The organism is Enterobacter sp. R-1.6.2, assembly GCF_035064085.1.
Taxonomy (GTDB): Bacteria; Pseudomonadota; Gammaproteobacteria; order Enterobacterales; family Enterobacteriaceae; genus Enterobacter; species Enterobacter asburiae_B.
This window is the reverse complement of the sequence record NZ_JASEYI010000015.1, coordinates 37,355-58,798: the sequence shown is the minus strand read 5'-3', so window position 1 is coordinate 58,798 and position 21,444 is coordinate 37,355. Positions and strand designations below refer to the sequence as shown.

Here is a 21,444-nt window from a genome sequence, read left to right as displayed (position 1 = left end):
CCCGGCAAACCATCAATACCCCGCCGATAAATCATCCACCGACCGCGGATCCGACGCGCCAAACAGCGCCCCGTCCGGCCCGACCATAATGCTCTGGGTGCTGCCCATCGCCTCCTTCACCGCCACCTTCTGCCCGCGCTGTTCCAGCAGCTTGATGGTGTCCGGGCTAAAGCCCTTCTCCACGCGCAGCTCGTCCGGCAGCCATTGGTGATGGAAACGCGGAGCGTTGGTCGCTTCGGCGACGTTCATCCCAAAGTCGATGCTGTTCACCACCATCTGCAGCACGGTGGTGATAATACGGCTCCCGCCAGGGCTGCCGGTCACCAGCCAGGTTTTCCCGTCTTTCACGACAATGGTGGGCGACATAGAAGACAGCGGACGTTTCTTCGGCCCTACTGCATTCGCATCGCCGCCCACCAGCCCGTAGACGTTCGGCACGCCCGGTTTGGCAGAGAAGTCATCCATCTCGTTGTTCAGCAGAATACCGCTGTTGCCCGCCACAATCCCGGTGCCGAAGGTGGTGTTGAGCGTGTACGTCACCGCCACCGCGTTACCGTCTTTATCCACCACCGAGAAGTGGGTGGTCTGGTTGCTTTCATACGGCGCCAGCTTGCCGGGGCGGATCTCGCTCGACGGCTTGGCCTTGTTGATGTCGATCTGATCGGCAATGGATTTGGCATACGCCTTGTTGGTCAGCGCCTGCCACGGCACCTTCACGAAGTCCGGATCGCCGAGATATTCCGACCGGTCGGCGTAGGCGCGTTTTTCCGCTTCCGCCATCACCTGCATGGCGTCCGCGCTGCCGAAGCCGAATTTGTGCATATCGAAGTTTTCGAGAATATTGAGGATCTGCACGATGTGGATCCCGCCGGAGGACGGCGGCGGCATGGAGAAGACCTCGTATCCGCGATAGGTACCGCTAATCGGCTCGCGCTCCACCGCCTTGTATTCCGCCAGATCCGCTTTGGTGATGAGCCCGCCGTTCTTCTGCATCTCTTCGGCTATCTGGTCGGCAATTGCCCCTTTGTAGAAGGCGTCCGGACCGTGCTCCGCAATCAGCTCCAGGCTTTTGGCGAGGTTCTTCTGCACCAGCCTGTCGCCCTTCTTCAGCGGCTCACCGTCTTTCCAGAAGATGACCTTGCTGTTTTCGTGATTCGGAATGACTTCGCTGCCGTAGGTCTTGAGATCGTCCGCCAGCGCATCATTTACCACAAAGCCGTCGCGCGCCAGCTTGATGGCAGGCTGCACCACCTTGTTCAGCGGCATCGTGCCGTATTTCTCCAGCGCCAGCGAGAAGCCCGCAACGGTGCCCGGCGTGCCGGTGGCGAGGTGCGAAGTCAGGGATTTTTTGCTGTCAGGGTTACCCTGATCGTCGAGGAACATATCGCGGGACGCCTGAGAAGGCGCCATTTCGCGGAAATCGATGGCGGTGGTTTTGCCGTCTTTGGTGCGCAGCATCATAAAACCACCGCCGCCCAGGTTCCCCGCCTGCGGATGCGTCACCGCCAGCGCATAGCCGACGGCGACCGCTGCATCCACCGCGTTACCGCCCTGCCTGAGAATATCGACGCCCACTTTGGTTGCCAGCGCATCCACCGACGCCACCATGCCATGGGTTGCCCGCACGGGATGAAAAACATCTTCCTCCACGCCGTAAGAGACCGGAGGCGCCGCTGGCGGGTTGGCCGCCACGCTAAATGTACCGCCTGCCATCAGCGCGGCGATGGCGACCCAGCGCAAAAATGTTGGTTTCATCATTATTGTTCTCCAGGTGAAGGGATCCATATTCCCCGCTTAAGCCTGGTTCACAACTCCTAAAAAATCATCGTCATGGTGAAATCGGGGTAAACTTAAGAGAGACCTCAAAAGGAGGAAATGACAATGAAACGCTTATGGATTCTTACGGCGCTGATCCCGTTTTCCGCGCTCGCACAGCCACTCAACACCCTGAACAACCCGAACCAGCAGGGTTACGTTATCCCGAGCCAGCAGCGAATGCAGACGGAGATGATGAGCCAGCAACAGCAGCAGAAAGGGATGCTTAATCAGCAGCTTAAAACGCAGACCCAGATGCAGCAGCAAAGCCTGCAAAATCAGATGAACGCCAACACCCAGCGCGTGCAGCAGGGGCAGGTGCGCGAGCAGCCGCTGCCGAATAAAAACGGCGGGATGTTAGGAGGAATGACGTCGTCAGGCAGCGGACAGCAGCACATGCTGCCGCCGCAGTCGAATGGCAGTATGCTTAATCCGCAGAACTAAAGTCCGGGCCGATCAGGTCGATTGCATCGGTACAGATGCTGTCCACGCCCCAGCGCAGCAGTTCGGCTGCGCGCTGGGGTTTGTTAACGGTGTAGACCAGAATATGCAGACCCGCGTCCTTCAGCATCTTCACCCGCGCTTCATCCAGCAGCCTGTGGTTGAGATGGATAGAGACGCACGCTAAGCGTGTCGTCAGCTCGCGCCAGTCCTCGCGCCACTCGTCAAGCAGTAGCCCGCGCGGCAGCTCCGGTACGGCCGCCTGTGCGGCCTCCAGCGCATCGATTTCAAATGATGACAGCAGCGGCGCGGTCATCCCTTCCCACAGCTCGCGCGCGGCCAGGGCAATGACTTTGCCCGTCAGCGGCCCGGTGCCGGTGGTCGGTTTGATTTCGATATTGGCCATCATGCCGTGCTGGCGACAGCGATCGGCCACTTCCGCCAGCAGCGGCAGCGGTTCGCCTTTAAATTCGCCGCTGTACCAGCTTCCGGCATCCACCTTCAGCAGATCGCGCCACGGCAGTTCACCCGCCACGCCCCAGCCGTTGCTGGTGCGTTCGAGGTTATCGTCATGCAGCAGGAAAATTTCGCCGTCTTTCGACAGCTTGGCATCGAACTCGATCATCGTGTGACCGTAGCGCGCGCCAACGTCAATCGCCGCCAGCGTGTTTTCCGGCGCCAGCTTACCGCCGCCCCGGTGGGCGACGACGTGGGGATAAGGCCAGTTGCTCATACTCGTTGTCCTGTTTCACCGTCAAACAGGTGCAGATGGTTTTCCGGCAGGCGCAGCCACAGCGTGCTGCCTGCTTTCGGACGCTCCTGATGTGCCAGGCGCACCACCATTTTTTGCTCGCCCCAGCGCCCGTGCGCCAGGTTATCTGCACCCAACATCTCCAGCGTGTCCATCACCAGCGTCACGCCGCCGTCCGCCTGAGAGGTTAAACCAATATGTTCCGGGCGGATACCGAGCGTCATCTTACGCCCGGCGTAGCCACGATAGTACCAGTTGATCGGCAATGCCATCCCGCTTTCCAGCTCAAAATGCGTGCCCGCGCTGCTGATACGCCCTTCCAGCAGGTTCATTGCCGGGCTGCCGATAAAGCTCGCCACAAAGCGGGTGGCCGGTTTCTCGTACACTTCCACCGGCGTGCCAATCTGCTCGGCGATGCCTTTGTTCATCACCATTACGCGCTGGGCGAGCGTCATGGCTTCAATCTGATCGTGGGTGACGTACAGAGAGGTGGTTTTCAGACGACGGTGCAGCTGCTGCAGCTCAAGACGCATCTGCACGCGCAGCTTGGCGTCGAGGTTAGACAGCGGCTCGTCGAACAGGAATACCGCCGGATCGCGCACGATGGCGCGCCCCATTGCCACGCGCTGGCGCTGGCCGCCGGAGAGCTCGCGCGGGCGGCGCTTCAGCAGGCCGTCCAGCTCGAGAATACGCGCCGCCTCTTTCACCCGCTCGTCGATATGGCCTTTGCCCATGCCGCGGATTTTCAGCCCCCAGGCCATGTTCTCTTCCACGCTCATGTGCGGATAGAGTGCGTAGTTCTGGAACACCATCGCAATGCCTCTGTCTTTAGGCTCCATCTCGGTGACGCGCTGGCGGTCAATCCAGATATCCCCGGAGGTCACGCGCTCCAGCCCCGCCACCATGCGCAGCAGGGTGGATTTGCCGCAGCCGGACGGGCCGACCATCACGATGAATTCCCCGTCCGCCACGTCGAGCGTCAGCGGCTGAATAACCTGGGTTTTGCCATCCCAGCTTTTGGTTACTGCCTGAAGTTTTAAACCTGCCATCTTATTTCTCGCTATCGACCAGGCCGCGGACAAACGCGCGCTGCATGGCTAAAACAATGACTACGGGTGGGATAAGGGTGAGCAGCATCGCCGCCATCACCTGGTTCCAGAGGGTGGTGCCTTCGCCGGTGGCGATCATGCCTTTGATGCCCGCCACGGCGGTACCGAGGTTAACGTCCTGAATAATCAGCAGCGGCCACAGGTACTGGTTCCAGCCGTAGATAAAGGTGATCACAAACAGCGCTGCAAGGTTGGTTTTCGACAGCGGCAGCACGATGTCGCGGAAGAAGCGCATCGGCGACGCGCCGTCGATGCGCGCCGCTTCAATCAGCTCGTCCGGCAGGGTCATAAAGAACTGGCGGAACAGGAAGGTGGCGGTCGCCGAGGCCATCAGCGGCAGGGTTAAGCCCGCGTAGCTGTCGAGCATCTTCAGGTTGGCAATCACTTCTACCGTCGGGAAGATACGCACCTCTACCGGCAGCATCAGGGTGATAAAAATCATCCAGAAGAAGAGGTTACGCAGCGGAAAGCGGAACCAGACGATGGCGAAGGCCGAAAGCATCGACACCGTAATTTTGCCGACCGTAATGCCAAACGCCATGATGAAGCTGTTGAGCATCATCAGCCAGAACGGCGCGCTGTTGGCGCCCACGCCCAGGGTCCAGATGGTCTTCATGTTCTCGAAAAGATGCCCGCCGGGGAGCAGCGTCATCGGCGTGTCGAACACCGCTTTGGTGTCCAGCGTGGCGGCGACAAACGCCACGTACAGCGGGAAGAGGATGACGATAATCCCTAAAATCAGCATGGTATGGCTGAAAATCGTCAGCCCGCGACGGTTCTCAATCATTGGTAGCGCACCTTACTTTCGACATAGCGGAACTGCACCACCGTGAGGATGATGACGAGGAACATCAGCACGACCGACTGCGCGGCGGAGGCGGAGAGATCCAGCCCCGCAAAGCCTTCGCGATAGATTTTGTAAATCAGCGTGGTGGTCGCCTGCACCGGGCCGCCTGCGGTCGCCGCGTCGATCACCGGGAAGGTGTCGAAGAAGGCGTACACGAGGTTAACCACCAGCAGGAAGAAACTCACCGGGGCGATCAGCGGCAGCGACAGCCTGAAGAAGCGACGAATGGGCCCTGCGCCGTCAATTGCCGCGGCTTCCACCAGCGAGCGCGGAATGGACTGCAGCGCGGCAAAGAAGAACAGGAAGTTGTAGCTGATCTGCTTCCACACCGAGGCGAACACCACCAGGAACATGGCCTGACCGCTGTTCTGGGCGTGGTTCCAGTCGTAGCCGAACTCAGCCAGGAAGTGGGTAATCAATCCGCGACCGGGGTTAAACAGGAAGATCCACAGTACGGCGGCGACGGCGGGAGCCACGGCGTAAGGCAGCAGCATCAGGGTTTGATAAATCCGGCTGCCGCGCACCACGTAGTCCACCAGCGCGGCGAAAAACAGCGAGGCAACCAGACCGCTGACGGTCACCAGCGCGCTGAACTTCATCGTCGTCCAGAAGGAGTCCAGGTAGTAGCTGTCGTGGAACAGCGCGGTGAAGTTGTCCAGGCCAACAAACTGGCTGGAAAGCCCGAACGGATCGACGCTTTGTACCGAGTACCACAGCGCTTCGCCCGCAGGCCAGATAAAGAAGATAACGGTGATGACCAGCTGCGGTGCGACCAGAAGATAGGGCAGCCAGCGGGAACGGAACACCGGACGGGATGATGACATTGAGATTGGGTTCCTGAACAGCGCCGGGTGGCGGCTACGCCTTACCCGGCCTACGGTTTCGGTTTTCGCCCTCTCCCCGTGGGAGAGGGTTGGGGTGAGGGCATCAGGCCGCATTAATCCGTAAGCCCGGAACGCTGCGCGTCACCGGGCATTTTTTACGATTTAGTCGACTGCTCAAAGCGGCGCAGCAGCTGATTCCCGCGCTCTACCGCAGAGTCCAGCGCCTGCTGTGGCGTTTTCTTACCGGTCCACACGCTTTCCAGCTCCTCATCCACGATGGTACGGATCTGCGGCATGTTGCCCAGACGCAGGCCCTTGGTGAACGGCAACGGCGGCTTGTTCAGCATCTGACGCGTCGCAATGTCCGCCCCTGGGTTCTTGCTGTAGAAGCCCTGCTCGCGGGTCAGGTCGTACGCGGCTTTGGTGATCGGCAGGTAGCCGGTCTTCTGGTGCCACTCGGCGGCGTTTTCAGGCTTGGCCAGGAAGTCGAGGAATTCGGCTACGCCTTTGTAGGTGCCCTTGTCTTTACCCTGCATCACCCACAGGCTCGCTCCGCCGATGATGGCGTTCTGCGGCGCGCCCTTCACGTCAGCGTCGTACGGCATCATGCCCACGCCGTAGTTGAATTTGGCGTAGTGACGGATATCCGCCAGCGAGCCGGAAGAGGCGGTGGTAATGGCGCAGTCGCCGTTGTAGAACTTCTCGGTGGATTCGTCTTTACGTCCGAAGTAGCTGAAGTCGCCCTTCTTGTTCAGATCGGCAAGCAGCGCGATATGCTTCACCTGCTCAGGCTTGTTGAACTCCAGGACCGCGTCGGTGCCGTCGAAGCCGTTGTTTTTGGTCGCCACCGGCAGGCCGTGCCAGGCGCTGAAGTTTTCAATCTGGATCCAGCCCTGCCAGCCGCTGGCGTAGCCGCACTTCATCCCCGCCGCTTTCAGCTTCGCGGTGTACTCCGCCAGGTCCTGCCAGGTTTTGGGCGGCTGCTCCGGGTCTAAACCGGCTTTTTTGAAGGCGTCTTTGTTGTAGTACAGCACCGGCGTGGAGCTGTTAAACGGCTGGGATAGCAGGTGGCCGGTTTTGGAATCGGTGTAGTAACCCGCTACGGTCGGCACGAACTGCGACTCGTCGAAGTTGAGGCCCGCTTCTTTGAACACTTCATAGACCGGTTTGATGGCTTTGGAGGCCATCATGGTGGCGGTACCCACTTCATAAACCTGCAACAGCGCAGGTGCGTTACCGGTACGGAAGGCGGCGATGCCCGCGCTCAGGCTCTGCTCGTAGTTGCCTTTGTACACCGGCACAATTTTGTAATCCGGATGGGTGTCGTTGAAACGCTGCGCCAGGGAGTCAACTTCTTTACCCAACTCCCCTTCCATGGAATGCCAGAACGGAATGGTGGTCACAGCCATTGCGTTCGTCGCAAAAGCCAGACTCAGTGCCAGACCCAAAGCTGTGTGTCGTAACGATGTCATTGTCATCTCTCTTATTGTGCCGGATGCGCGATATCACGCGTTTTATGCTCGCGAGGTAACATGACATGCTCGAATTACAGAAAAATAACTGTTTGTTTACAGATAAGTGACAGCCAGGCGTCAGGGGGATGATGGTTGTGTGAAAGGGGGTTGGCGGTGTGGTTTAGGTGCTGTCTGGTGCCCTCACCCCGCCCCTCTCCCACGGGGAGAGGGAGAAAACACTAAAAAAGGCAACTTGCGTTGCCTTTTTGCTTTTACCTCGTGCGGTCTGGTGCCCTCACCCCGACCCTCTCCCACGGGGAGAGGGAGAAAACATTAAAAAAGGCAACTTGCGTTGCCTTTTTGCTTTTACCTATCCGCCCAGATACGCGCTCCGCACCGCTTCGTTCGCCAGCAGCGCGTCGCCGGTATCCTCCAGCACCACGCGGCCGTTCTCCAGCACGTAGCCACGATCGGCGAGCTTCAGCGCCTGGTTGGCGTTCTGCTCGACGAGGAAGATGGTCATCCCCTCTTTGCGCAGCTGCTCGATGGTGTCGAAAATCTGCTGGATGATGATCGGCGCCAGACCGAGCGACGGTTCGTCCAGCAGCAGCAGGCGCGGCTGGCTCATCAGCGCGCGGCCAATCGCCAGCATCTGCTGTTCACCGCCGGACATGGTGCCCGCACGCTGGATGCGGCGCTCCCACAGGCGCGGGAAGAGTTCATATACCCACTTGATGCGGGTCTGGTATTCATCGCGGTGAGCGAAGAACCCGCCCATCGCCAGGTTCTCTTCCACCGTCATGCGGGAGAAGACGCGGCGCCCTTCCGGAACAATCGCCACCGCCTCGCGCATGATTCTGGCGGTCTGCCAGTCGGTAATGTCTTTACCATCGAACACAATCCGCCCGCTGGTGGCGCGCGGGTCGCCGCACAGGGTGCCGAGCAGCGTGGTTTTGCCCGCGCCGTTGGCGCCAATCAGGGTCACGATTTCACCTTGATTGATGTGCAGGCTGACGTCGTGCAGCGCCTGGATCTTGCCGTAGTGCGCGTTGACCTTGTCGAACATTAACATCGCTTTTTCCATCTTATGCCTCACCAAGGTATGCGCGGATCACGTCCGGGTTGTTGCGGATCTCTTCCGGCGTGCCGTTCGCCAGCGGCGTGCCCTGGTTTACCACATAGATACGGTCCGAAATGCCCATCACCAGCTTCATGTCGTGCTCAATCAGCAGGATGGTGGTGTCGTGACTGTCGCGCAGCTCGGCAATCAGCTCGTCCAGCTCTTTGGTCTCTTTCGGGTTGAGCCCTGCCGCCGGTTCGTCGAGCATCAGGATTTCCGGCTGCGTCACCATGCAGCGCACAATCTCCAGACGACGCTGGTCACCGTAGGCCAGATTGCTCGCCTGACGGTTGGCGTGCTGCAGCAGGCCAATTCGGTCGAGCCAGGTGGCGGCGCGGTCAAGCGCTTCATCCTGCGCGCGGCGGAAGGCCGGGGTTTTCAGCAGGCCGGAGAACAGCCCGGTTTTCAGCTGCTGATGCTGGGCCACCAGCAGGTTCTCAATCACCGTCATCTCGCGGAACAGACGCACGTGCTGGAAGGTACGCACCACGCCCATACGGGCGATCTGCTGGCCCGGCAGCCCTTCCAGGTGCTGGTCGCGCAGCATGATGGTACCGCCCGTCGGCTTGTAGAAGCCGGTCAGGCAGTTAAAGACCGTGGTTTTCCCCGCGCCGTTCGGGCCAATCAGGGAGACAATCTCTTTCTTGTGCAAATCCAGATTCACGTTGTTGACCGCCAGCAGGCCGCCAAAACGCATCATCAGACCGTTAACGGATAATAATGGCTGACTCATGCCTGCTCTCCTTTCGCTTGCCCGTTCTTCAGCTTCAGCTGTGGACGGGTCATCGGCAGCAGACCCTGCGGACGCCAGATCATCATCAGCACCATCAAACCACCCAGCATCAGCATGCTGTATTCGTTAAAGTCGCGCATCAGCTCGCGCGAGACCACCAGCAGGATGGCCGCGAGGATAACGGCGAACTGCGAGCCCATCCCGCCGAGCACCACAATCGCCAGCACAAAGGCGGATTCGGCGAAGGTGAACGATTCCGGGCTAACGAAGCCCTGACGCGCGGCAAACAGCGTTCCGGCGAAACCGGCAAACGCGGCGCTGATGGTGAACGCGGTCAGCTTGATGCGGGTCGGGTTCAGGCCCAGGGAGCGGCAGGCAATCTCATCTTCACGCAGCGCTTCCCACGCGCGGCCCAGCGGCATGCGCAGCAGGCGGTTGATCACGAACAGGGTAATCACCACCAGCAGCAGCGCCACCAGATAGAGCCAGATCACGCGGTCGGACGGGTCATACTTCACGCCGAAGAAGTTGCTGAAGGTATCCCAGCCGCCTTCGCGGGCGGTACGGCTGAACTCCAGCCCGAAGAAGGTCGGTTTCGGGATCTGGCTGATGCCGTTCGGGCCGCCGGTCACTTCGGTGTTGTTGAGCAGCAGGATACGGACGATTTCGCCGAAGCCTAAGGTCACAATCGCCAGGTAGTCACCGCGCAGGCGCAGTACCGGGAAGCCAAGCAGTAAGCCAGCAGCGGCAGAGACCAGCCCCGCCAGCGGCAGGCAGGTCCAGAAGCCGAGACCGTAATAGTGGTTCAGCAGCGCGAAGGTATAGGCGCCGATGGCGTAGAAGCCGCCGTAGCCCAGCACCAGCAGGCCCGAGAGCCCCACGACCACGTTCAGACCGAGGCCGAGAATCACGTAGATCATGGTCAGCGTGGCGATATCCACGGTGCCACGCGACACCACGAACGGCCACGCCACGGCGGCCACCAGCAGCGCCACGAGGAACAGCTTCTGCTTAACCGTAGAACCGTCGATTGCCGGCAGGACGAATTTCGGCCCGGAGACGTTTTTCAGCGTCTTCTGGAACAGCGGACGCAGCAGCTGGAACAGGAACACTACGGCCGTGCCGATAAATACCCACTGCCAGCGGATGTCAGCTGCGGTATCGACAACCAGTTTGGTGCCATTCAGCTCAAGCTGGACTCCCATAAAGACGCTGGCCAGCACGAAGAACATGGCGGCAGAGAGCAGCGCCATTGCAAAATGCATCGGTTTCATACTTTCTCTACCTCCGGACGGCCCAGAATACCGGTAGGCATCACCAGCAGAACCAGAATCAGCAGGGCAAACGACACCACGTCTTTATACTCCGTGCTCAGGTACGCCGAGGAGAGCGCTTCGGCCACGCCCAGGATCAGGCCGCCGATCATCGCGCCCGGAATACTGCCGATACCGCCCAGAACCGCCGCGGTGAAGGCTTTCATCCCGGCCATAAAGCCGATGTATGGGTTGATCACGCCGTAGAACTGGCCGAGCAGGACGCCCGCCACCGCCGCCATCGCGGCGCCAATCACGAAGGTCAGGGCAATCACGCGGTCGGTGTTGATGCCGAGCAGGCTCGCCATCTTCAGGTCTTCCGCGCAGGCGCGGCAGGCGCGTCCCATACGCGAGTAGCGGATGAACAGCGTCAGGGCGAGCATCGCAATAAAGGTCACGACCCAGATAACCAGCTGCATGGTGGTGATAGAGGCCGCGAAGTTTTCGCTGGCCCCCACAATCCACTGGCCATTGAACAGGCTTGGCAGCGCCACGTCGCGCGAACCTTCGGTCAGGCTGACGTAGTTTTGCAGGAAGATCGACATCCCAATCGCGGAAATAAGCGCAATCAGGCGCTTGGAGCTGCGCACCGGCCGGTAGGCCACGCGCTCAATGCTCCAGCCGTAGGCGCTGGCAATCACAATCGCGCCGACAAAACCGGCGGCGACCAGCAGCCAGCTGCTGTCGATGCCCATCATCATCAGGGCGGCGATAATCATAAAGGAGACGTAGCTACCGATCATGTACACCTCGCCATGGGCGAAGTTGATCATGCCGATAATGCCGTAAACCATCGTATAGCCGATGGCGATCAGCGCGTAGGTGCTTCCCAGCGTAACGCCGTTAAACATCTGCTGCAGGAAATAGAGAAACTGCTCGGACATATGCAAACCTTTTTATACCCGCCCGTCATGCCGGGCGGTGGGATAATTATTTGGCGGCCGAGGATGAACCGTCGGCGTGCCACTTAAAGACACCAAACTCAAATCCCTTCAGATCGCCTTTCTCATCCCAGTTCAGCGGCCCAATCACGGTGTTCGCCCCGTGTGCTTTTAAATCTTTCACCAGATCCAGCGGTTCTTTGCTGCCGGAGCGATCCAGCGCGGTGGCCAGAGACTGTACGGCCGCGTAGGTGATCCAGACGTACGGACCACTCGGATCTTTCTTCTGCGCCTTGAGCGCATCCACGATAGCCTTGTTGGCCGGATCCTGGTCATAGCGTTTTGGCATCGTCACCAGCATGCCTTCGGCAGAATCCCCCGCGATGTTTGACAGGGAGGCATTGCCCACGCCCTCTGGCCCCATAAACTGGGTTTTCAGACCGGTGGCGCGCGCCTGACGCAGCATCTGGCCCATCTCCGGGTAGTAGCCGCCGTAGTAAACGAAGTCGATATTCTCTTTTTGCAGGCGGGCAATCAGCGCGGAGAAGTCTTTCTCACCGGCGGTAATGCCGTCGAAGAAGACGATGTTCGCGCCGCCTTTTTTCAGGCCGTCTTGCACGGAGCGCGCCAGGCCTTCGCCGTACTGCTGTTTGTCATGAATAATGGCAATGCGCTGTGGCTTAACGCTCTCGAGGATGTATTTGGCGGCGGTGGGACCCTGCGAGGAGTCCAGACCGGCGGTACGCATAATGTGCTGGTAGCCGCGCTGGGTCAGCTCCGGGTTCGTTGCGCCAGGGGTGATCATCAGAATGCCTTCGTCTTCGTAGATATCAGACGCCGGCTGCGTGGAGGATGAGCACAGGTGGCCGATCACATACTGAATACCGTCGTTGACGATTTTGTTGGCGACCGCGACGGCCTGTTTCGGATCGCAGGCGTCGTCATATTCCACGCCCACCAGCTTGTCGCCTTTGATACCGCCCTTGGCGTTGATGTCTTTGATGGCCTGACGCGCGCCGTTGAACTCCATGTCACCCCACTGGGCAACAGGGCCGGACATCGCCCCCACTACCGCAACTTTAATGTCGTCTGCCATAGCGGCATGCGAGATCGACAGTGCGACCATCCCCGCGATTAACGTCTTCGCGTTCCTTTTCATCTCTGAATCCCCATTCGTGATGTCGTGTTTATATTTTGTTTTATTATGGTTAAAAAGCATTCTGTACTTTTAATGAACAACGCTATTTTTACCAGTGCCTTTAATGGTTTAGCGCAGTTTTTTGTCAAAAACCAGACTAAAATCTCTATTTTTCAGGCGATTAAGCAAAGATAATATTCTGAAATCAGGCAGAGATAAACAAATAAAAGTGCAGTTTGCAGCATAAAATAACGGTACAAAGCGCCGAATAAATCACTACCGTTCAGGTTAAAATTCTGCTTATTTTTCGATCCATGTGTTTTCAAACTGCCCATCGCGTTGCCAAAAAACTAATCACCTGGTTAATGAGAATAAAAAGAGGAAGCCGCTGAGTGAATAAATTGAGTACACTGCCCCTACTCAATCTGATTTGGACAAGTGGCTAATGAAACTGACTATCGTGCGTCTGGTGACCTTTAGCGACCAGGATCATATCGACCTGGGCAAGATCTGGCCGGAATATTCCCCTTCGTCGCTGCGCGTTGATGAGACCCACCGCATTTATGCCGCGCGTTTTAACGAACGCCTGCTGGCAGCGGTTCGCGTAACCCTGAGCGGTACAGAGGGAGCGCTGGACTCGCTGCGCGTGCGTGACGTCACCCGTCGTCGCGGTGTGGGACAGTATTTAATTGAAGAAGTGATCCGCGAAAACCCGAGCGTGACCTCATGGTGGATGGCTGATGTGGGCGTGGAAGACCGCGGCGTGATGGCGGCGTTTATGCAGGCGTTAGGGTTTACGGCGCAGGAGAGCGGTTGGGAGAAGCGCTAAAAGAAAGCCGGGTGGCGGCTGCGCCTTACCCGGCCTACATTATCTTCCGCATTTTCCCAAGCATTTCGTGTTGCAGGAAGGCGGCAAGTTATGAAATCCCCGGGAGCTTACATAAGTAAGTGACCGGGGTTGAATAACGCAGCCAACGCACCTGCGGCGCGAAAGGCGACGGGAAAATTATTTGGCGTCGGTCGCCGTGCCGTTAGCATGCCAGTCAAACACGCCGAACTCGAAGCCCTTCAGGTCGCCCTTCGCGTCCCAGGAGAGTGGTCCCATGACGGTCTCGACGGTATTCGCTTTCAGCCAGGTGGCAATCTCAGCCGGATCGGCTGACTGGTTCAGGCCCGCCTGCAGAGACTGCAGCGCCGCGTAGGTGGTCCAGACGAACGCGCCGCTTGGATCCTGTTTCTTCGCCTTGATGGCATCTACGATAGGTTTGTTCGCAGGGACCTGGTCGTAGTTCTTCGGTTTGGTTACCAGCAGGCCTTCGGCTGATTCACCCGCAATGTTAGACAGGGAAACGTTCGCCACGCCTTCCGGGCCCATAAACTGGGTTTTCAGGCCCGCAGCGCGCGCCTGGCGCAGGATCTGGCCCATTTCCGGGTGGTAGCCACCGTAGTAAACGAAATCAATATTCTCTTTCTTCAGACGCGCCACCAGGGTGGAGAAGTCTTTCTCACCGGCGGTGATCCCGTCGAAGAACACCACGTCGGCATTCGCTTTCTTGAGGTTATCCTGCACTGAACGCGCCAGACCTTCACCGTACTGCTGCTTGTCATGAACGATGGCAATGCGCTTCGGCTTCACTTTTTCAACGATGTATTTCGCCGCGGTTGGGCCCTGGTCAGAGTCCAGACCGGTGGTGCGCAGGGTCAGCTTGTAGCCGCGCGCGGTCAGCTCCGGTGCGGTCGCTGCCGGGGTGATCATCAGAATACCTTCGTCTTCGTAGATGTCAGACGCAGGCTGAGTCGAGGAAGAGCACAGGTGACCGATAACGTATTTGATCCCGTCGTTCACCACTTTGTTCGCGACCGCGACCGCTTGTTTCGGGTCACAGGCATCATCGTATTTTACAATCTGCAGTTTTTCGCCCTTGATACCGCCCTTAGCATTAATGTCTGCAACCGCCTGTTCAGCGCCGGTAAATTCCTGGTCGCCGTACTGTGCTACCGGACCGGACATTGCGCCAACCACAGCCACCTTGATGTCTGCCTGTGCCATGGTGCTGAATGCCAACGCGATACATCCTGCCAGTAACGCTTTACCCTTCATGTTCATCCTGAGATTCCCCATTATTATGGTTATTACGATTGTTGTGATGTTGTTGTGCAGCGCTTTATGTCAGTTATAGGTGTGCTGTCCGCGCTTTTTCAGCATACTCTGCTAAAACATACCCGATTTTTATGATTTTGGAATAGCTAATTTGAAATGAATATATGATAAGCCCGGCAGGGATTTTCGCCGGGCATATGGCTTTAACGTGTCAGCGACGCGGAGATAATGTCCAGCGCTTTACGGAACTGCGCTTCAGGGATAGTCAGCGGATACAGGAAACGAATGACGTTGCCGTAGACGCCGCAGCTCAGCAGCAGCAGCCCTTCCTGCAACGCGCGCTCCTGCACCTGTCGAGTAAATTCCGGCGAAGGCTGGCCCGTTTGCGGGTCGTTAAACTCCACCGCCACCATCGATCCCTGCGCGCGAATGTCAGCGATATACGGGCAGTGTTCCTTCGCCTTGTTCAGCACTTCCACCAGGTGATGGCCAAGATGCGCCGAGCGCGTGCAGAGATCCTCTTCATCAATCACGTCGAGCACGGCATGCGCCGCCGCAATCGCCAGCGGGTTCCCGGCGTAGGTACCGCCCAGCCCGCCCGGTGCAGGGGCGTCCATGACCTCCGCACGGCCCGATACCGCTGAGAGCGGCATCCCGCCCGCCAGGCTTTTCGCCATGGTGATCATATCGGGCTTCACGCAGTGGTGTTCCATCGAGAACAGCTTGCCGGTACGGGCGAAGCCGCTTTGCACCTCGTCGGCAATCAGCAAAATACCGTGGGTGTCGCACAGGGCGCGCAGCGCCTGCATAAAATCAGCTGGCGCAATGTTGAAACCGCCCTCTCCCTGAACCGGTTCGAGAATAATGGCCGCGACCTGGTCGGGTGCGATATCCGCTTTAAAGATGCGTTCCAGGCTTTTCAACGCTTCCGCCGTGCTGACGCCGTGCAGTTCATTCGGATACTGCGCGTGATACACCGAACCGGGGAACGGGCCAAAGCCGAGCTTGTACGGCGCAACTTTGCCGGTCAGCGCCATGGTCATAAAGGTGCGGCCGTGGAACGCGCCGCCGAAGGTGATTAGGCCGGGACGTTTAGTGTACGCCCGGGCAATTTTGACCGCGTTTTCGACCGCCTCTGCCCCCGTGGAGAAGAACGCGGTTTTGGCCGGACCGTCAACGGGCACGCGCTGGTTGATGCGCTCGGCAAGCGCCACATAGCCTTCGTACGGCACAATCTGGTACGCCGTATGGGTAAACGCGTGGAGCTGTTTTTCAATGGCGGAAATGACTTTTGGATGGCGATGGCCGGTATTCAGCACCGCGATCCCGGCGGCGAAGTCGATGTACTCGTTACCTTCCACGTCCCACACCGTGGCGTTTTCAGCTTTATCAGCATAGAAGTTACACATCACGCCGATGCCGCGCGGCGTCGCCTGTAAACGCCGGTCGTTCAGTTCGTTATTTTTCACCCTGTCCCCCTGAGAAAGTCGCCTGCTTAGCGCATCAGTAAGTGTTTGCCAGGGGGAGGGAATTCGCCAGAGCGGGCGCTAAAAAAACAAAACCCCCGGACTTTCATCCAGGGGTTCTCGGTGTACTTCGCGGAAATTACGCTTCGATAGCGGCGCGAAGTTTTTTCATGGCGTTCTTTTCAAGCTGACGGACACGTTCCGCAGAAACGCCGTAGCGGTCGGCCAGCTCCTGCAGCGTGGACTTGTTGTCTTCGTCCAGCCAGCGGGCGCGGATAATATCCTGGCTACGCTCGTCGAGGCCTTCCATCGCATGGGTCAGCTTGTTCGCGGCCTGATCTTCCCAGTTATCCTCTTCGATGCCGTCAGCAAAGTTAGAGGTTTTATCCTGCAGATACAGAACCGGCGCCATCGGCTGGCTGTCAGATGCGTCGTCGTCGGAGGACATATCAAAGGTCATGTCCTGCGCGGCCATACGGGATTCCATCTCACGCACGTCTTTGCTGGATACGCCCAGCTCGCGCGCCACCATTTCCACTTCATCCTGATTGAACCAGCCCAGACGCTGCTTGGCTTTACGCAGGTTGAAGAACAGTTTGCGTTGCGCTTTTGTCGTGGCGACTTTCACGATACGCCAGTTGCGCAGCACGTATTCATGAATTTCTGCTTTGATCCAGTGCACAGCGAAGGAGACGAGTCGCACACCCACTTCCGGGTTAAAGCGACGCACAGCCTTCATCAGGCCGATGTTACCTTCCTGAATCAAGTCCGCCTGCGGCAGGCCATAGCCCGCATAGTTACGAGCAATGTGAACAACAAAGCGCAGGTGAGACAGGATCAGCTTTTTCGCTGCTTCCAGATCGCCCTGGTAATGCAGCTTTTCAGCAAGCTCCTTTTCTTCCTCGGCCGTTAACATCGGCCAGGTGTTCGCAGCCCGGATATAAGATTCCAGGTTACCAACAGGGGCTAAAGCTAAAGTTTGCATTTCTTTGGTCATTCATTCCTCTCAATGTTTCTTCTGGTCCTGGTCGTCCCCGTCAGGCAACAACCATGCCAAAGCGTTTGAGCAACGAGATTAGCATTCACTCTTTTATCAGACAGTGATTTTATCCACAAGTTCCAGGTGCAACGGTGAATAAATTACGCACAAATTGTGACATGGAGATGATAACAGGGGAAGCGACAACAGGGACGCTTTCCCTGCAGAGCGAGCATCTCGGTGCAGGGAAAGATTATATCACGCTTTTATTAGTCGGGAGTAAAGTGACGTAAATGTTGAACGGTTGCCAGCCAGGCTGCCACCCACCCAATCATCGAACAAACCAGCAGCAACAACAGGCACTCATCGAAACCTAAGCCACTGATATCAAACTTCGTTCCGAAAACCTGCGCCACTTCAGTGACGGCGGACGAAAGCCGCATCACCAAAATTTCTGACAATATCAGTGAAAGAAATGCACCGGAAAAACCGAGCAATGCGCCACCGTAAAGGAACGGTCGGAGGATGAAACCATCCGTCGCACCAATCAGTTTCTGCACGTTAATGGTATCGCGACGGGCAAAGATGCTCAGGCGCACGCTGTTACCGATGACGAGGAAGACCGCCGCCACCATCAGCACGCCAATCATCGCCGCGACGCGTCCTACCAGCCCGGTCAGGGCAGCAAGGCGCGCAAACCAGCTGTCGTCCATGCGTACTTCATCAATGCCCTTAATGCGCGTGATGCGATCGCGCAGGGTGTTAAGCGAATCGGTCCCCTGGAAATCCAGCTTCGGGATCACCACCGCCACGGCGGGCAGCGGGTTCTCTTCGAGCATATCCAGCGCGCCGCCAAAGCCAGACCAGTTACGGAACTCGCCCAGCGCGTCTTCACGGGAGAGATAGTTGACCTTCTCCACGCCCTGCTCGGCCTGAATTTGCCCGACCACCTGCGCCGCGGCGTTATCGTCGAGCGCTTTATCCATATAGACCGTGATCTGCGGGGACGGATAATACTGTGAGGCCGCCTGGTTGACGTTTTTATAGACCATATAGCAGACGCTTGGCAGCGTCAGGGAGATGGCAATCACCATCACCGTCAGGAACGTCGCCAGCGGTTTGCTTTTCAGGTCCTGCAGTGCGCCGTGGAAGGCGTAGCGCACCTGCTCGTTAAACACGTTGGTTTTACGGGAGGCCGGTTTTGGCGCGGCCTTCTGGCGCTTCGGCGCATTACGATTGCCGTCACCACCGCCCTGCGGCTTACGGAAACGGTCAAACCGGTTTCCGAACTGCCGAATCTGGTTTATTGCATCACGCTTATTCACCGTGGCCTCCGTGCAAATGCCCGTCGCTCAGGGTCAGCATGCGGTACGAACGACGGGAAATGAGCCCGATGTCGTGCGTCGCCATCAATACGGTGACTCCTACGCGGTTGAATTCCTCAAACAGACGCAAAATCCCTTCGGACAGGGCATCGTCCAGGTTACCGGTTGGTTCATCCGCCAGCAGTACGGCAGGCTTGTTCACCACCGCGCGGGCGATGCCCACGCGCTGCTGTTCACCGCCGGAGAGCTGGATCGGGAAGTTCTTCGCTTTGTCCAGCAGCCCGACCTTATCCAGCGCCGCAGAGACGCGACGGCGGATATCGTCATAGCTGGCGCCGGCAATAATCAGCGGAATGGCCACGTTATCGAAAACGGTGCGATCCATCAGCAGGTGGTGATCCTGGAAAATCATGCCGATCTGACGACGCAGGAACGGCACTTCGCGGTTTTTCAGGCGGCTGATCTCATGGCCGCCGAAAAAGATTTTCCCGGCGCTTGGCCGCTCGATCCCACAGATAAGCTTGAGCAGGGTACTTTTCCCCGCGCCGGAATGGCCGGTCAGGAATGCCATCTCGCCCGGCTGCAGGTGGAATGTTACCCCCTGCAGCGCTTGTCTCCCACCGAGATAGGCCTTGCTGACGTGTTCAAAGCGAATCATTGTTAGTCCTCTCGGGCAAATAATGCCTCAATAAAGTCGTCCGCTTTAAACGGACGCAAATCCTCAATACGCTCGCCCACACCGATGTAACGGATAGGAATACCGAACTGGTCGGCCACGGAGAAGATCACCCCGCCTTTCGCGGTGCCGTCCAGCTTGGTCAGCGCGATCCCCGTCAGTCCTACCGCTTCATTGAACAGCTTCGCCTGGCTGATGGCGTTCTGTCCGGTGCTGGCATCAATGGTCAGCATAATTTCATGCGGCGCGTCTTCGTCCAGCTTCTTCATGACGCGAACGATTTTCTTCAACTCTTCCATCAGGTGCGATTTGTTCTGCAAACGCCCTGCGGTATCGGCAATCAGCACGTCCACGTTGCGCGCCTTCGCCGCCTGGATGGCGTCGAAGATCACGGACGCGGAGTCCGCGCCGGTATGCTGGGCAATCACCGGAATGTTGTTACGCTGGCCCCAAACCTGCAGCTGCTCAACCGCTGCCGCGCGGAAGGTATCGCCCGCCGCCAGCATCACCGATTTGCCCTGCTGCTCGAACTGACGCGCCAGCTTGCCAATGGTGGTGGTTTTACCCACGCCGTTTACGCCAACCATCAGAATAACAAATGGCGTTTTGCCTTCAATATTAAGCGGTTCGTCAACTTTTGCGAGAATTTCACCCATCTCGTCTTTCAGCAGGCCGTACAGCGCTTCGGCGTCGCGCAGCTGTTTGCGGCTCGCCCCTTCGGTCAGATTGGCGATGATCTTACGGGTGGTTTCCACGCCGACGTCCGCAATCAGCAGCTGTTCTTCCAGCTCTTCAAAGAGATCGTCGTCGATCTTCTTGCCGCGGAACAGACTGATAAATCCGGAACCTAAGTTTTCTTTGGTTTTGAGCAGGCTGCGCTTCAGGCGCGCGAAGAAACCTTCTTTGGTCGGTTTTTCCTGCTCCTGTACGCTCTCTTCTTCCGGCTGTTCTTCAACCGGCACGACGATGACCGCTTCTTCCGCGGCTTCTGCCGCCAGCGCCTGGGCTTCCAGCTCTTCATCGGTCAGCTCTGGCTCGAGTGCCGCTTCTTCTTCCACCGCCTCAACGATTTCAACGGTTTCCGCTTCGGCCTGCCACTCTTCGGCAGAAACCTCTTCGGCTTTCACCTCTTCCGGCAGCGGCAGCTCTTCGTGCTCGATAACGGCCTGCGGCGCTTCGGCAAGGGCCTCAATGACAACCGGCTCTGGCTTCTCGCTCTCCTGAACCTGTTCCGTGACCTCAACCACCTCTTCAGCAAAGGATTCAATCTCTTCTTTGCTGTGCGCCGTTTCTTCCGCTTCGACAACCGCGGCGGTTTCTACAGGCGTTTCAGGCTGTGACTGCTCTTCAACGGCTTGTTGCTCTTCGGTTTTCTGTTCTGTTTCTTGCTCTTTTTCACCGAAGCCCAGCCAGGAAAAGAAGCCACGTTTTTTTTGTTTTGCCATCTGCGACTACACTCCTCGCGGCGCTATATACATGGAAGCTAAAAAAATGATGAAATAGTCTAACACTTTACTTAATTGACATCACCGCCCGCAATCGCAGGCCAATTGTTAACAGAGCTTTCCTGAGATGAAGAAACCCAACCGCGCCCCGGCCGGTCAAATTCGTATTATCGGCGGTCAGTGGCGAGGCCGGAAATTACCGGTGCCGGACAGCCCCGGTTTACGCCCTACCACCGACCGCGTGCGCGAGACGCTGTTTAACTGGCTGGCCCCGTCAATGGTAGACGCCCACTGCCTGGACTGCTTCGCCGGAAGCGGCGCGCTCGGGCTTGAAGCGCTGTCGCGCTATGCCGCCAGCGCCACGCTGCTGGAGATGGAGCGCGGCGTTGCGCAGACGCTGCAGCAAAATCTGGCGACGCTGAAAGCGAGCAACGCTAAAGTCGTGAACACCAACACGCTGAGTTTTCTTGCGCAGAAAGGCACGCCGCATAACGTGGTGTTTGTCGATCCGCCGTTCCGCAAGGGGCTGCTGGAAGAGACGTTATCCCTGCTGGAGCAAAACGGCTGGCTGGCGGATGACGCGCTAATTTACGTTGAAAGCGAAGTGGAAAACGGTCTGCCGCCGGTTCCCACTCACTGGGATCTGCACCGCGAAAAGGTCGCAGGCCAGGTCGCTTACCGTCTTTATCACCGTCAGGCACAAGGAGGATCCGATGCCGGTACTGATTAACCTGGGACGTTTGCTGATGCTGGGCGTCTGGGCGTTTTTAATTCTCAACCTGGTACACCCCTTCCCGCGCCCGATGAATATTTTCGTTAACGTCGCGCTGATTTTCACGTCGTTTATGCACGCCCTGCAGATGGTGATGCTAAAAAACGGTCTGCCGAAAGACGGCCCGCAGATGACGGGCTGGCAGCAGCTGCGCGTGTTTATTTTCGGCGTGTTTGAACTGCTGGTGTGGATGAAGAAGTTTAAGGCGCAGGTGAAGAAGTAAGGCGCGGTCTGATGCCCTCACCCTAACCCTC

21 protein-coding genes are annotated in these 21,444 nt (G+C 58.0%); 4 read left to right on the top strand and 17 right to left on the bottom strand.

The window, feature by feature from the left end:
• Positions 1-12: 12 nt before the first annotated feature.
• On the bottom strand, positions 13-1,758 hold the full coding sequence (gene ggt, locus QMN93_RS16545) for a gamma-glutamyltransferase (protein ID WP_182382911.1): 1,746 nt from the start codon (positions 1,756-1,758) through the stop codon (positions 13-15).
• A 123-nt stretch (positions 1,759-1,881) separates the two neighbouring features.
• Between ggt and QMN93_RS16540 the strand changes: the two genes are divergently transcribed.
• Positions 1,882-2,259 carry a DUF2756 family protein gene (locus QMN93_RS16540; protein WP_182382910.1) on the top strand — a complete coding sequence of 126 codons (378 nt, stop codon included), beginning with the start codon at positions 1,882-1,884 and terminating at the stop codon, positions 2,257-2,259.
• Here QMN93_RS16540 and ugpQ read toward each other — a convergent pair.
• The 10 genes from ugpQ to livK form a co-directional block, all read right to left on the bottom strand.
• Complete coding sequence (ugpQ, locus tag QMN93_RS16535) at positions 2,243-2,989, bottom strand: glycerophosphodiester phosphodiesterase (protein WP_045888354.1); 747 nt, start codon at positions 2,987-2,989, stop codon at positions 2,243-2,245. The two genes, QMN93_RS16540 and ugpQ, sit on opposite strands and share 17 nt — an antisense overlap.
• A complete protein-coding gene (locus tag QMN93_RS16530; RefSeq protein ID WP_182382909.1) occupies positions 2,986-4,056 on the bottom strand; it encodes a sn-glycerol-3-phosphate import ATP-binding protein UgpC in 1,071 nt (356 codons plus the stop codon). The genes ugpQ and QMN93_RS16530 overlap by 4 nt, the downstream gene beginning before the upstream one ends.
• 1 nt (position 4,057) lies before the next feature.
• The gene (gene ugpE / locus QMN93_RS16525) at positions 4,058-4,903 is read right to left on the bottom strand and encodes a sn-glycerol-3-phosphate ABC transporter permease UgpE (RefSeq protein WP_058842054.1); all 846 of its coding nucleotides are present in this window, start codon (positions 4,901-4,903) and stop codon (positions 4,058-4,060) included.
• On the bottom strand, positions 4,900-5,787 hold the full coding sequence (gene ugpA, locus QMN93_RS16520) for a sn-glycerol-3-phosphate ABC transporter permease UgpA (RefSeq protein WP_033144396.1): 888 nt from the start codon (positions 5,785-5,787) through the stop codon (positions 4,900-4,902). Before ugpA ends, ugpE begins: the two co-directional genes overlap by 4 nt.
• A gap of 155 nt (positions 5,788-5,942) precedes the next feature.
• Complete coding sequence (gene ugpB / locus QMN93_RS16515; RefSeq protein ID WP_193138779.1) at positions 5,943-7,259, bottom strand: sn-glycerol-3-phosphate ABC transporter substrate-binding protein UgpB; 1,317 nt, start codon at positions 7,257-7,259, stop codon at positions 5,943-5,945.
• Between the two features lie 352 nt (positions 7,260-7,611).
• The gene (livF, locus tag QMN93_RS16510) at positions 7,612-8,325 is read right to left on the bottom strand and encodes a high-affinity branched-chain amino acid ABC transporter ATP-binding protein LivF (protein WP_029741811.1); all 714 of its coding nucleotides are present in this window, start codon (positions 8,323-8,325) and stop codon (positions 7,612-7,614) included.
• 1 nt (position 8,326) lies between these two features.
• Positions 8,327-9,094: a high-affinity branched-chain amino acid ABC transporter ATP-binding protein LivG gene (gene livG / locus QMN93_RS16505; protein WP_023310024.1), complete on the bottom strand. Its 768-nt coding sequence runs from the start codon at positions 9,092-9,094 to the stop codon at positions 8,327-8,329.
• Positions 9,091-10,368: a high-affinity branched-chain amino acid ABC transporter permease LivM gene (locus QMN93_RS16500; protein ID WP_193138778.1), complete on the bottom strand. Its 1,278-nt coding sequence runs from the start codon at positions 10,366-10,368 to the stop codon at positions 9,091-9,093. Before QMN93_RS16500 ends, livG begins: the two co-directional genes overlap by 4 nt.
• Positions 10,365-11,291, bottom strand: a complete 927-nt coding sequence (gene livH, locus QMN93_RS16495) for a high-affinity branched-chain amino acid ABC transporter permease LivH (protein ID WP_008500099.1) — start codon at positions 11,289-11,291, stop codon at positions 10,365-10,367. Before livH ends, QMN93_RS16500 begins: the two co-directional genes overlap by 4 nt.
• Positions 11,292-11,337: 46 nt before the next feature.
• Entirely contained in the window at positions 11,338-12,447 is a 1,110-nt protein-coding gene (livK, locus tag QMN93_RS16490) for a high-affinity branched-chain amino acid ABC transporter substrate-binding protein LivK (protein WP_032662620.1), read from the bottom strand.
• Between the two features lie 424 nt (positions 12,448-12,871).
• Here livK and panM point away from each other — a divergent pair, with 424 nt between their 5' ends.
• Positions 12,872-13,255, top strand: coding sequence for an aspartate 1-decarboxylase autocleavage activator PanM (gene panM / locus QMN93_RS16485; RefSeq protein WP_023334145.1), 384 nt, complete (start codon positions 12,872-12,874; stop codon positions 13,253-13,255).
• A 177-nt stretch (positions 13,256-13,432) separates the two neighbouring features.
• Here the strand turns inward: panM and livJ are convergent, their stop codons facing one another.
• The 6 genes from livJ to ftsY form a co-directional block, all read right to left on the bottom strand.
• Positions 13,433-14,533 (bottom strand): branched chain amino acid ABC transporter substrate-binding protein LivJ, encoded by a 1,101-nt coding sequence (gene livJ / locus QMN93_RS16480; protein WP_072163886.1) that lies wholly within the window; start codon positions 14,531-14,533, stop codon positions 13,433-13,435.
• Positions 14,534-14,730: 197 nt separating this feature from the next.
• Positions 14,731-15,996: a 4-aminobutyrate--2-oxoglutarate transaminase gene (locus QMN93_RS16475; RefSeq protein WP_087823777.1), complete on the bottom strand. Its 1,266-nt coding sequence runs from the start codon at positions 15,994-15,996 to the stop codon at positions 14,731-14,733.
• A gap of 136 nt (positions 15,997-16,132) precedes the next feature.
• Positions 16,133-16,990: an RNA polymerase sigma factor RpoH gene (rpoH, locus tag QMN93_RS16470; protein WP_033144392.1), complete on the bottom strand. Its 858-nt coding sequence runs from the start codon at positions 16,988-16,990 to the stop codon at positions 16,133-16,135.
• 251 nt (positions 16,991-17,241) lie between these two features.
• Positions 17,242-18,297 (bottom strand): permease-like cell division protein FtsX, encoded by a 1,056-nt coding sequence (gene ftsX, locus QMN93_RS16465; RefSeq protein ID WP_032662628.1) that lies wholly within the window; start codon positions 18,295-18,297, stop codon positions 17,242-17,244.
• Complete coding sequence (gene ftsE / locus QMN93_RS16460; RefSeq protein WP_025758973.1) at positions 18,290-18,955, bottom strand: cell division ATP-binding protein FtsE; 666 nt, start codon at positions 18,953-18,955, stop codon at positions 18,290-18,292. Before ftsE ends, ftsX begins: the two co-directional genes overlap by 8 nt.
• Before the next feature lie 2 nt (positions 18,956-18,957).
• Positions 18,958-20,418 carry a signal recognition particle-docking protein FtsY gene (gene ftsY / locus QMN93_RS16455; protein WP_048979412.1) on the bottom strand — a complete coding sequence of 487 codons (1,461 nt, stop codon included), beginning with the start codon at positions 20,416-20,418 and terminating at the stop codon, positions 18,958-18,960.
• A 127-nt stretch (positions 20,419-20,545) separates the two neighbouring features.
• On the opposite strand from ftsY, the gene rsmD reads away from it, so the two are divergent.
• Positions 20,546-21,148, top strand: coding sequence for a 16S rRNA (guanine(966)-N(2))-methyltransferase (rsmD, locus tag QMN93_RS16450; RefSeq protein ID WP_023334140.1), 603 nt, complete (start codon positions 20,546-20,548; stop codon positions 21,146-21,148).
• The gene (locus QMN93_RS16445) at positions 21,132-21,413 is read left to right on the top strand and encodes a DUF1145 family protein (RefSeq protein WP_010436509.1); all 282 of its coding nucleotides are present in this window, start codon (positions 21,132-21,134) and stop codon (positions 21,411-21,413) included. Before rsmD ends, QMN93_RS16445 begins: the two co-directional genes overlap by 17 nt.
• The last annotated feature ends 31 nt before the right edge of the window (positions 21,414-21,444 follow it).

Excerpts from the sequence above, each read along its gene's own strand:
- panM (WP_023334145.1), top strand. The coding sequence starts at position 12,872 with ATGAAACTGACTATCGTGCGTCTGGTGACCTTTAGCGACCAGGATCAT.
- QMN93_RS16530 (WP_182382909.1), bottom strand. The coding sequence starts at position 4,056 with ATGGCAGGTTTAAAACTTCAGGCAGTAACCAAAAGCTGGGATGGCAAA.
- ugpA (WP_033144396.1), bottom strand. The coding sequence starts at position 5,787 with ATGTCATCATCCCGTCCGGTGTTCCGTTCCCGCTGGCTGCCCTATCTT.
- rsmD (WP_023334140.1), top strand. The coding sequence starts at position 20,546 with ATGAAGAAACCCAACCGCGCCCCGGCCGGTCAAATTCGTATTATCGGC.
- livH (WP_008500099.1), bottom strand. The coding sequence starts at position 11,291 with ATGTCCGAGCAGTTTCTCTATTTCCTGCAGCAGATGTTTAACGGCGTT.
- ftsY (WP_048979412.1), bottom strand. The coding sequence starts at position 20,418 with ATGGCAAAACAAAAAAAACGTGGCTTCTTTTCCTGGCTGGGCTTCGGT.
- QMN93_RS16500 (WP_193138778.1), bottom strand. The coding sequence starts at position 10,368 with ATGAAACCGATGCATTTTGCAATGGCGCTGCTCTCTGCCGCCATGTTC.
- ugpE (WP_058842054.1), bottom strand. The coding sequence starts at position 4,903 with ATGATTGAGAACCGTCGCGGGCTGACGATTTTCAGCCATACCATGCTG.
- ugpB (WP_193138779.1), bottom strand. The coding sequence starts at position 7,259 with ATGACATCGTTACGACACACAGCTTTGGGTCTGGCACTGAGTCTGGCT.
- livJ (WP_072163886.1), bottom strand. The coding sequence starts at position 14,533 with ATGAACATGAAGGGTAAAGCGTTACTGGCAGGATGTATCGCGTTGGCA.
- QMN93_RS16445 (WP_010436509.1), top strand. The coding sequence starts at position 21,132 with ATGCCGGTACTGATTAACCTGGGACGTTTGCTGATGCTGGGCGTCTGG.
- ggt (WP_182382911.1), bottom strand. The coding sequence starts at position 1,758 with ATGATGAAACCAACATTTTTGCGCTGGGTCGCCATCGCCGCGCTGATG.
- ftsE (WP_025758973.1), bottom strand. The coding sequence starts at position 18,955 with ATGATTCGCTTTGAACACGTCAGCAAGGCCTATCTCGGTGGGAGACAA.
- ugpQ (WP_045888354.1), bottom strand. The coding sequence starts at position 2,989 with ATGAGCAACTGGCCTTATCCCCACGTCGTCGCCCACCGGGGCGGCGGT.
- QMN93_RS16540 (WP_182382910.1), top strand. The coding sequence starts at position 1,882 with ATGAAACGCTTATGGATTCTTACGGCGCTGATCCCGTTTTCCGCGCTC.
- livG (WP_023310024.1), bottom strand. The coding sequence starts at position 9,094 with ATGAGTCAGCCATTATTATCCGTTAACGGTCTGATGATGCGTTTTGGC.
- rpoH (WP_033144392.1), bottom strand. The coding sequence starts at position 16,990 with ATGACCAAAGAAATGCAAACTTTAGCTTTAGCCCCTGTTGGTAACCTG.
- livK (WP_032662620.1), bottom strand. The coding sequence starts at position 12,447 with ATGAAAAGGAACGCGAAGACGTTAATCGCGGGGATGGTCGCACTGTCG.
- livF (WP_029741811.1), bottom strand. The coding sequence starts at position 8,325 with ATGGAAAAAGCGATGTTAATGTTCGACAAGGTCAACGCGCACTACGGC.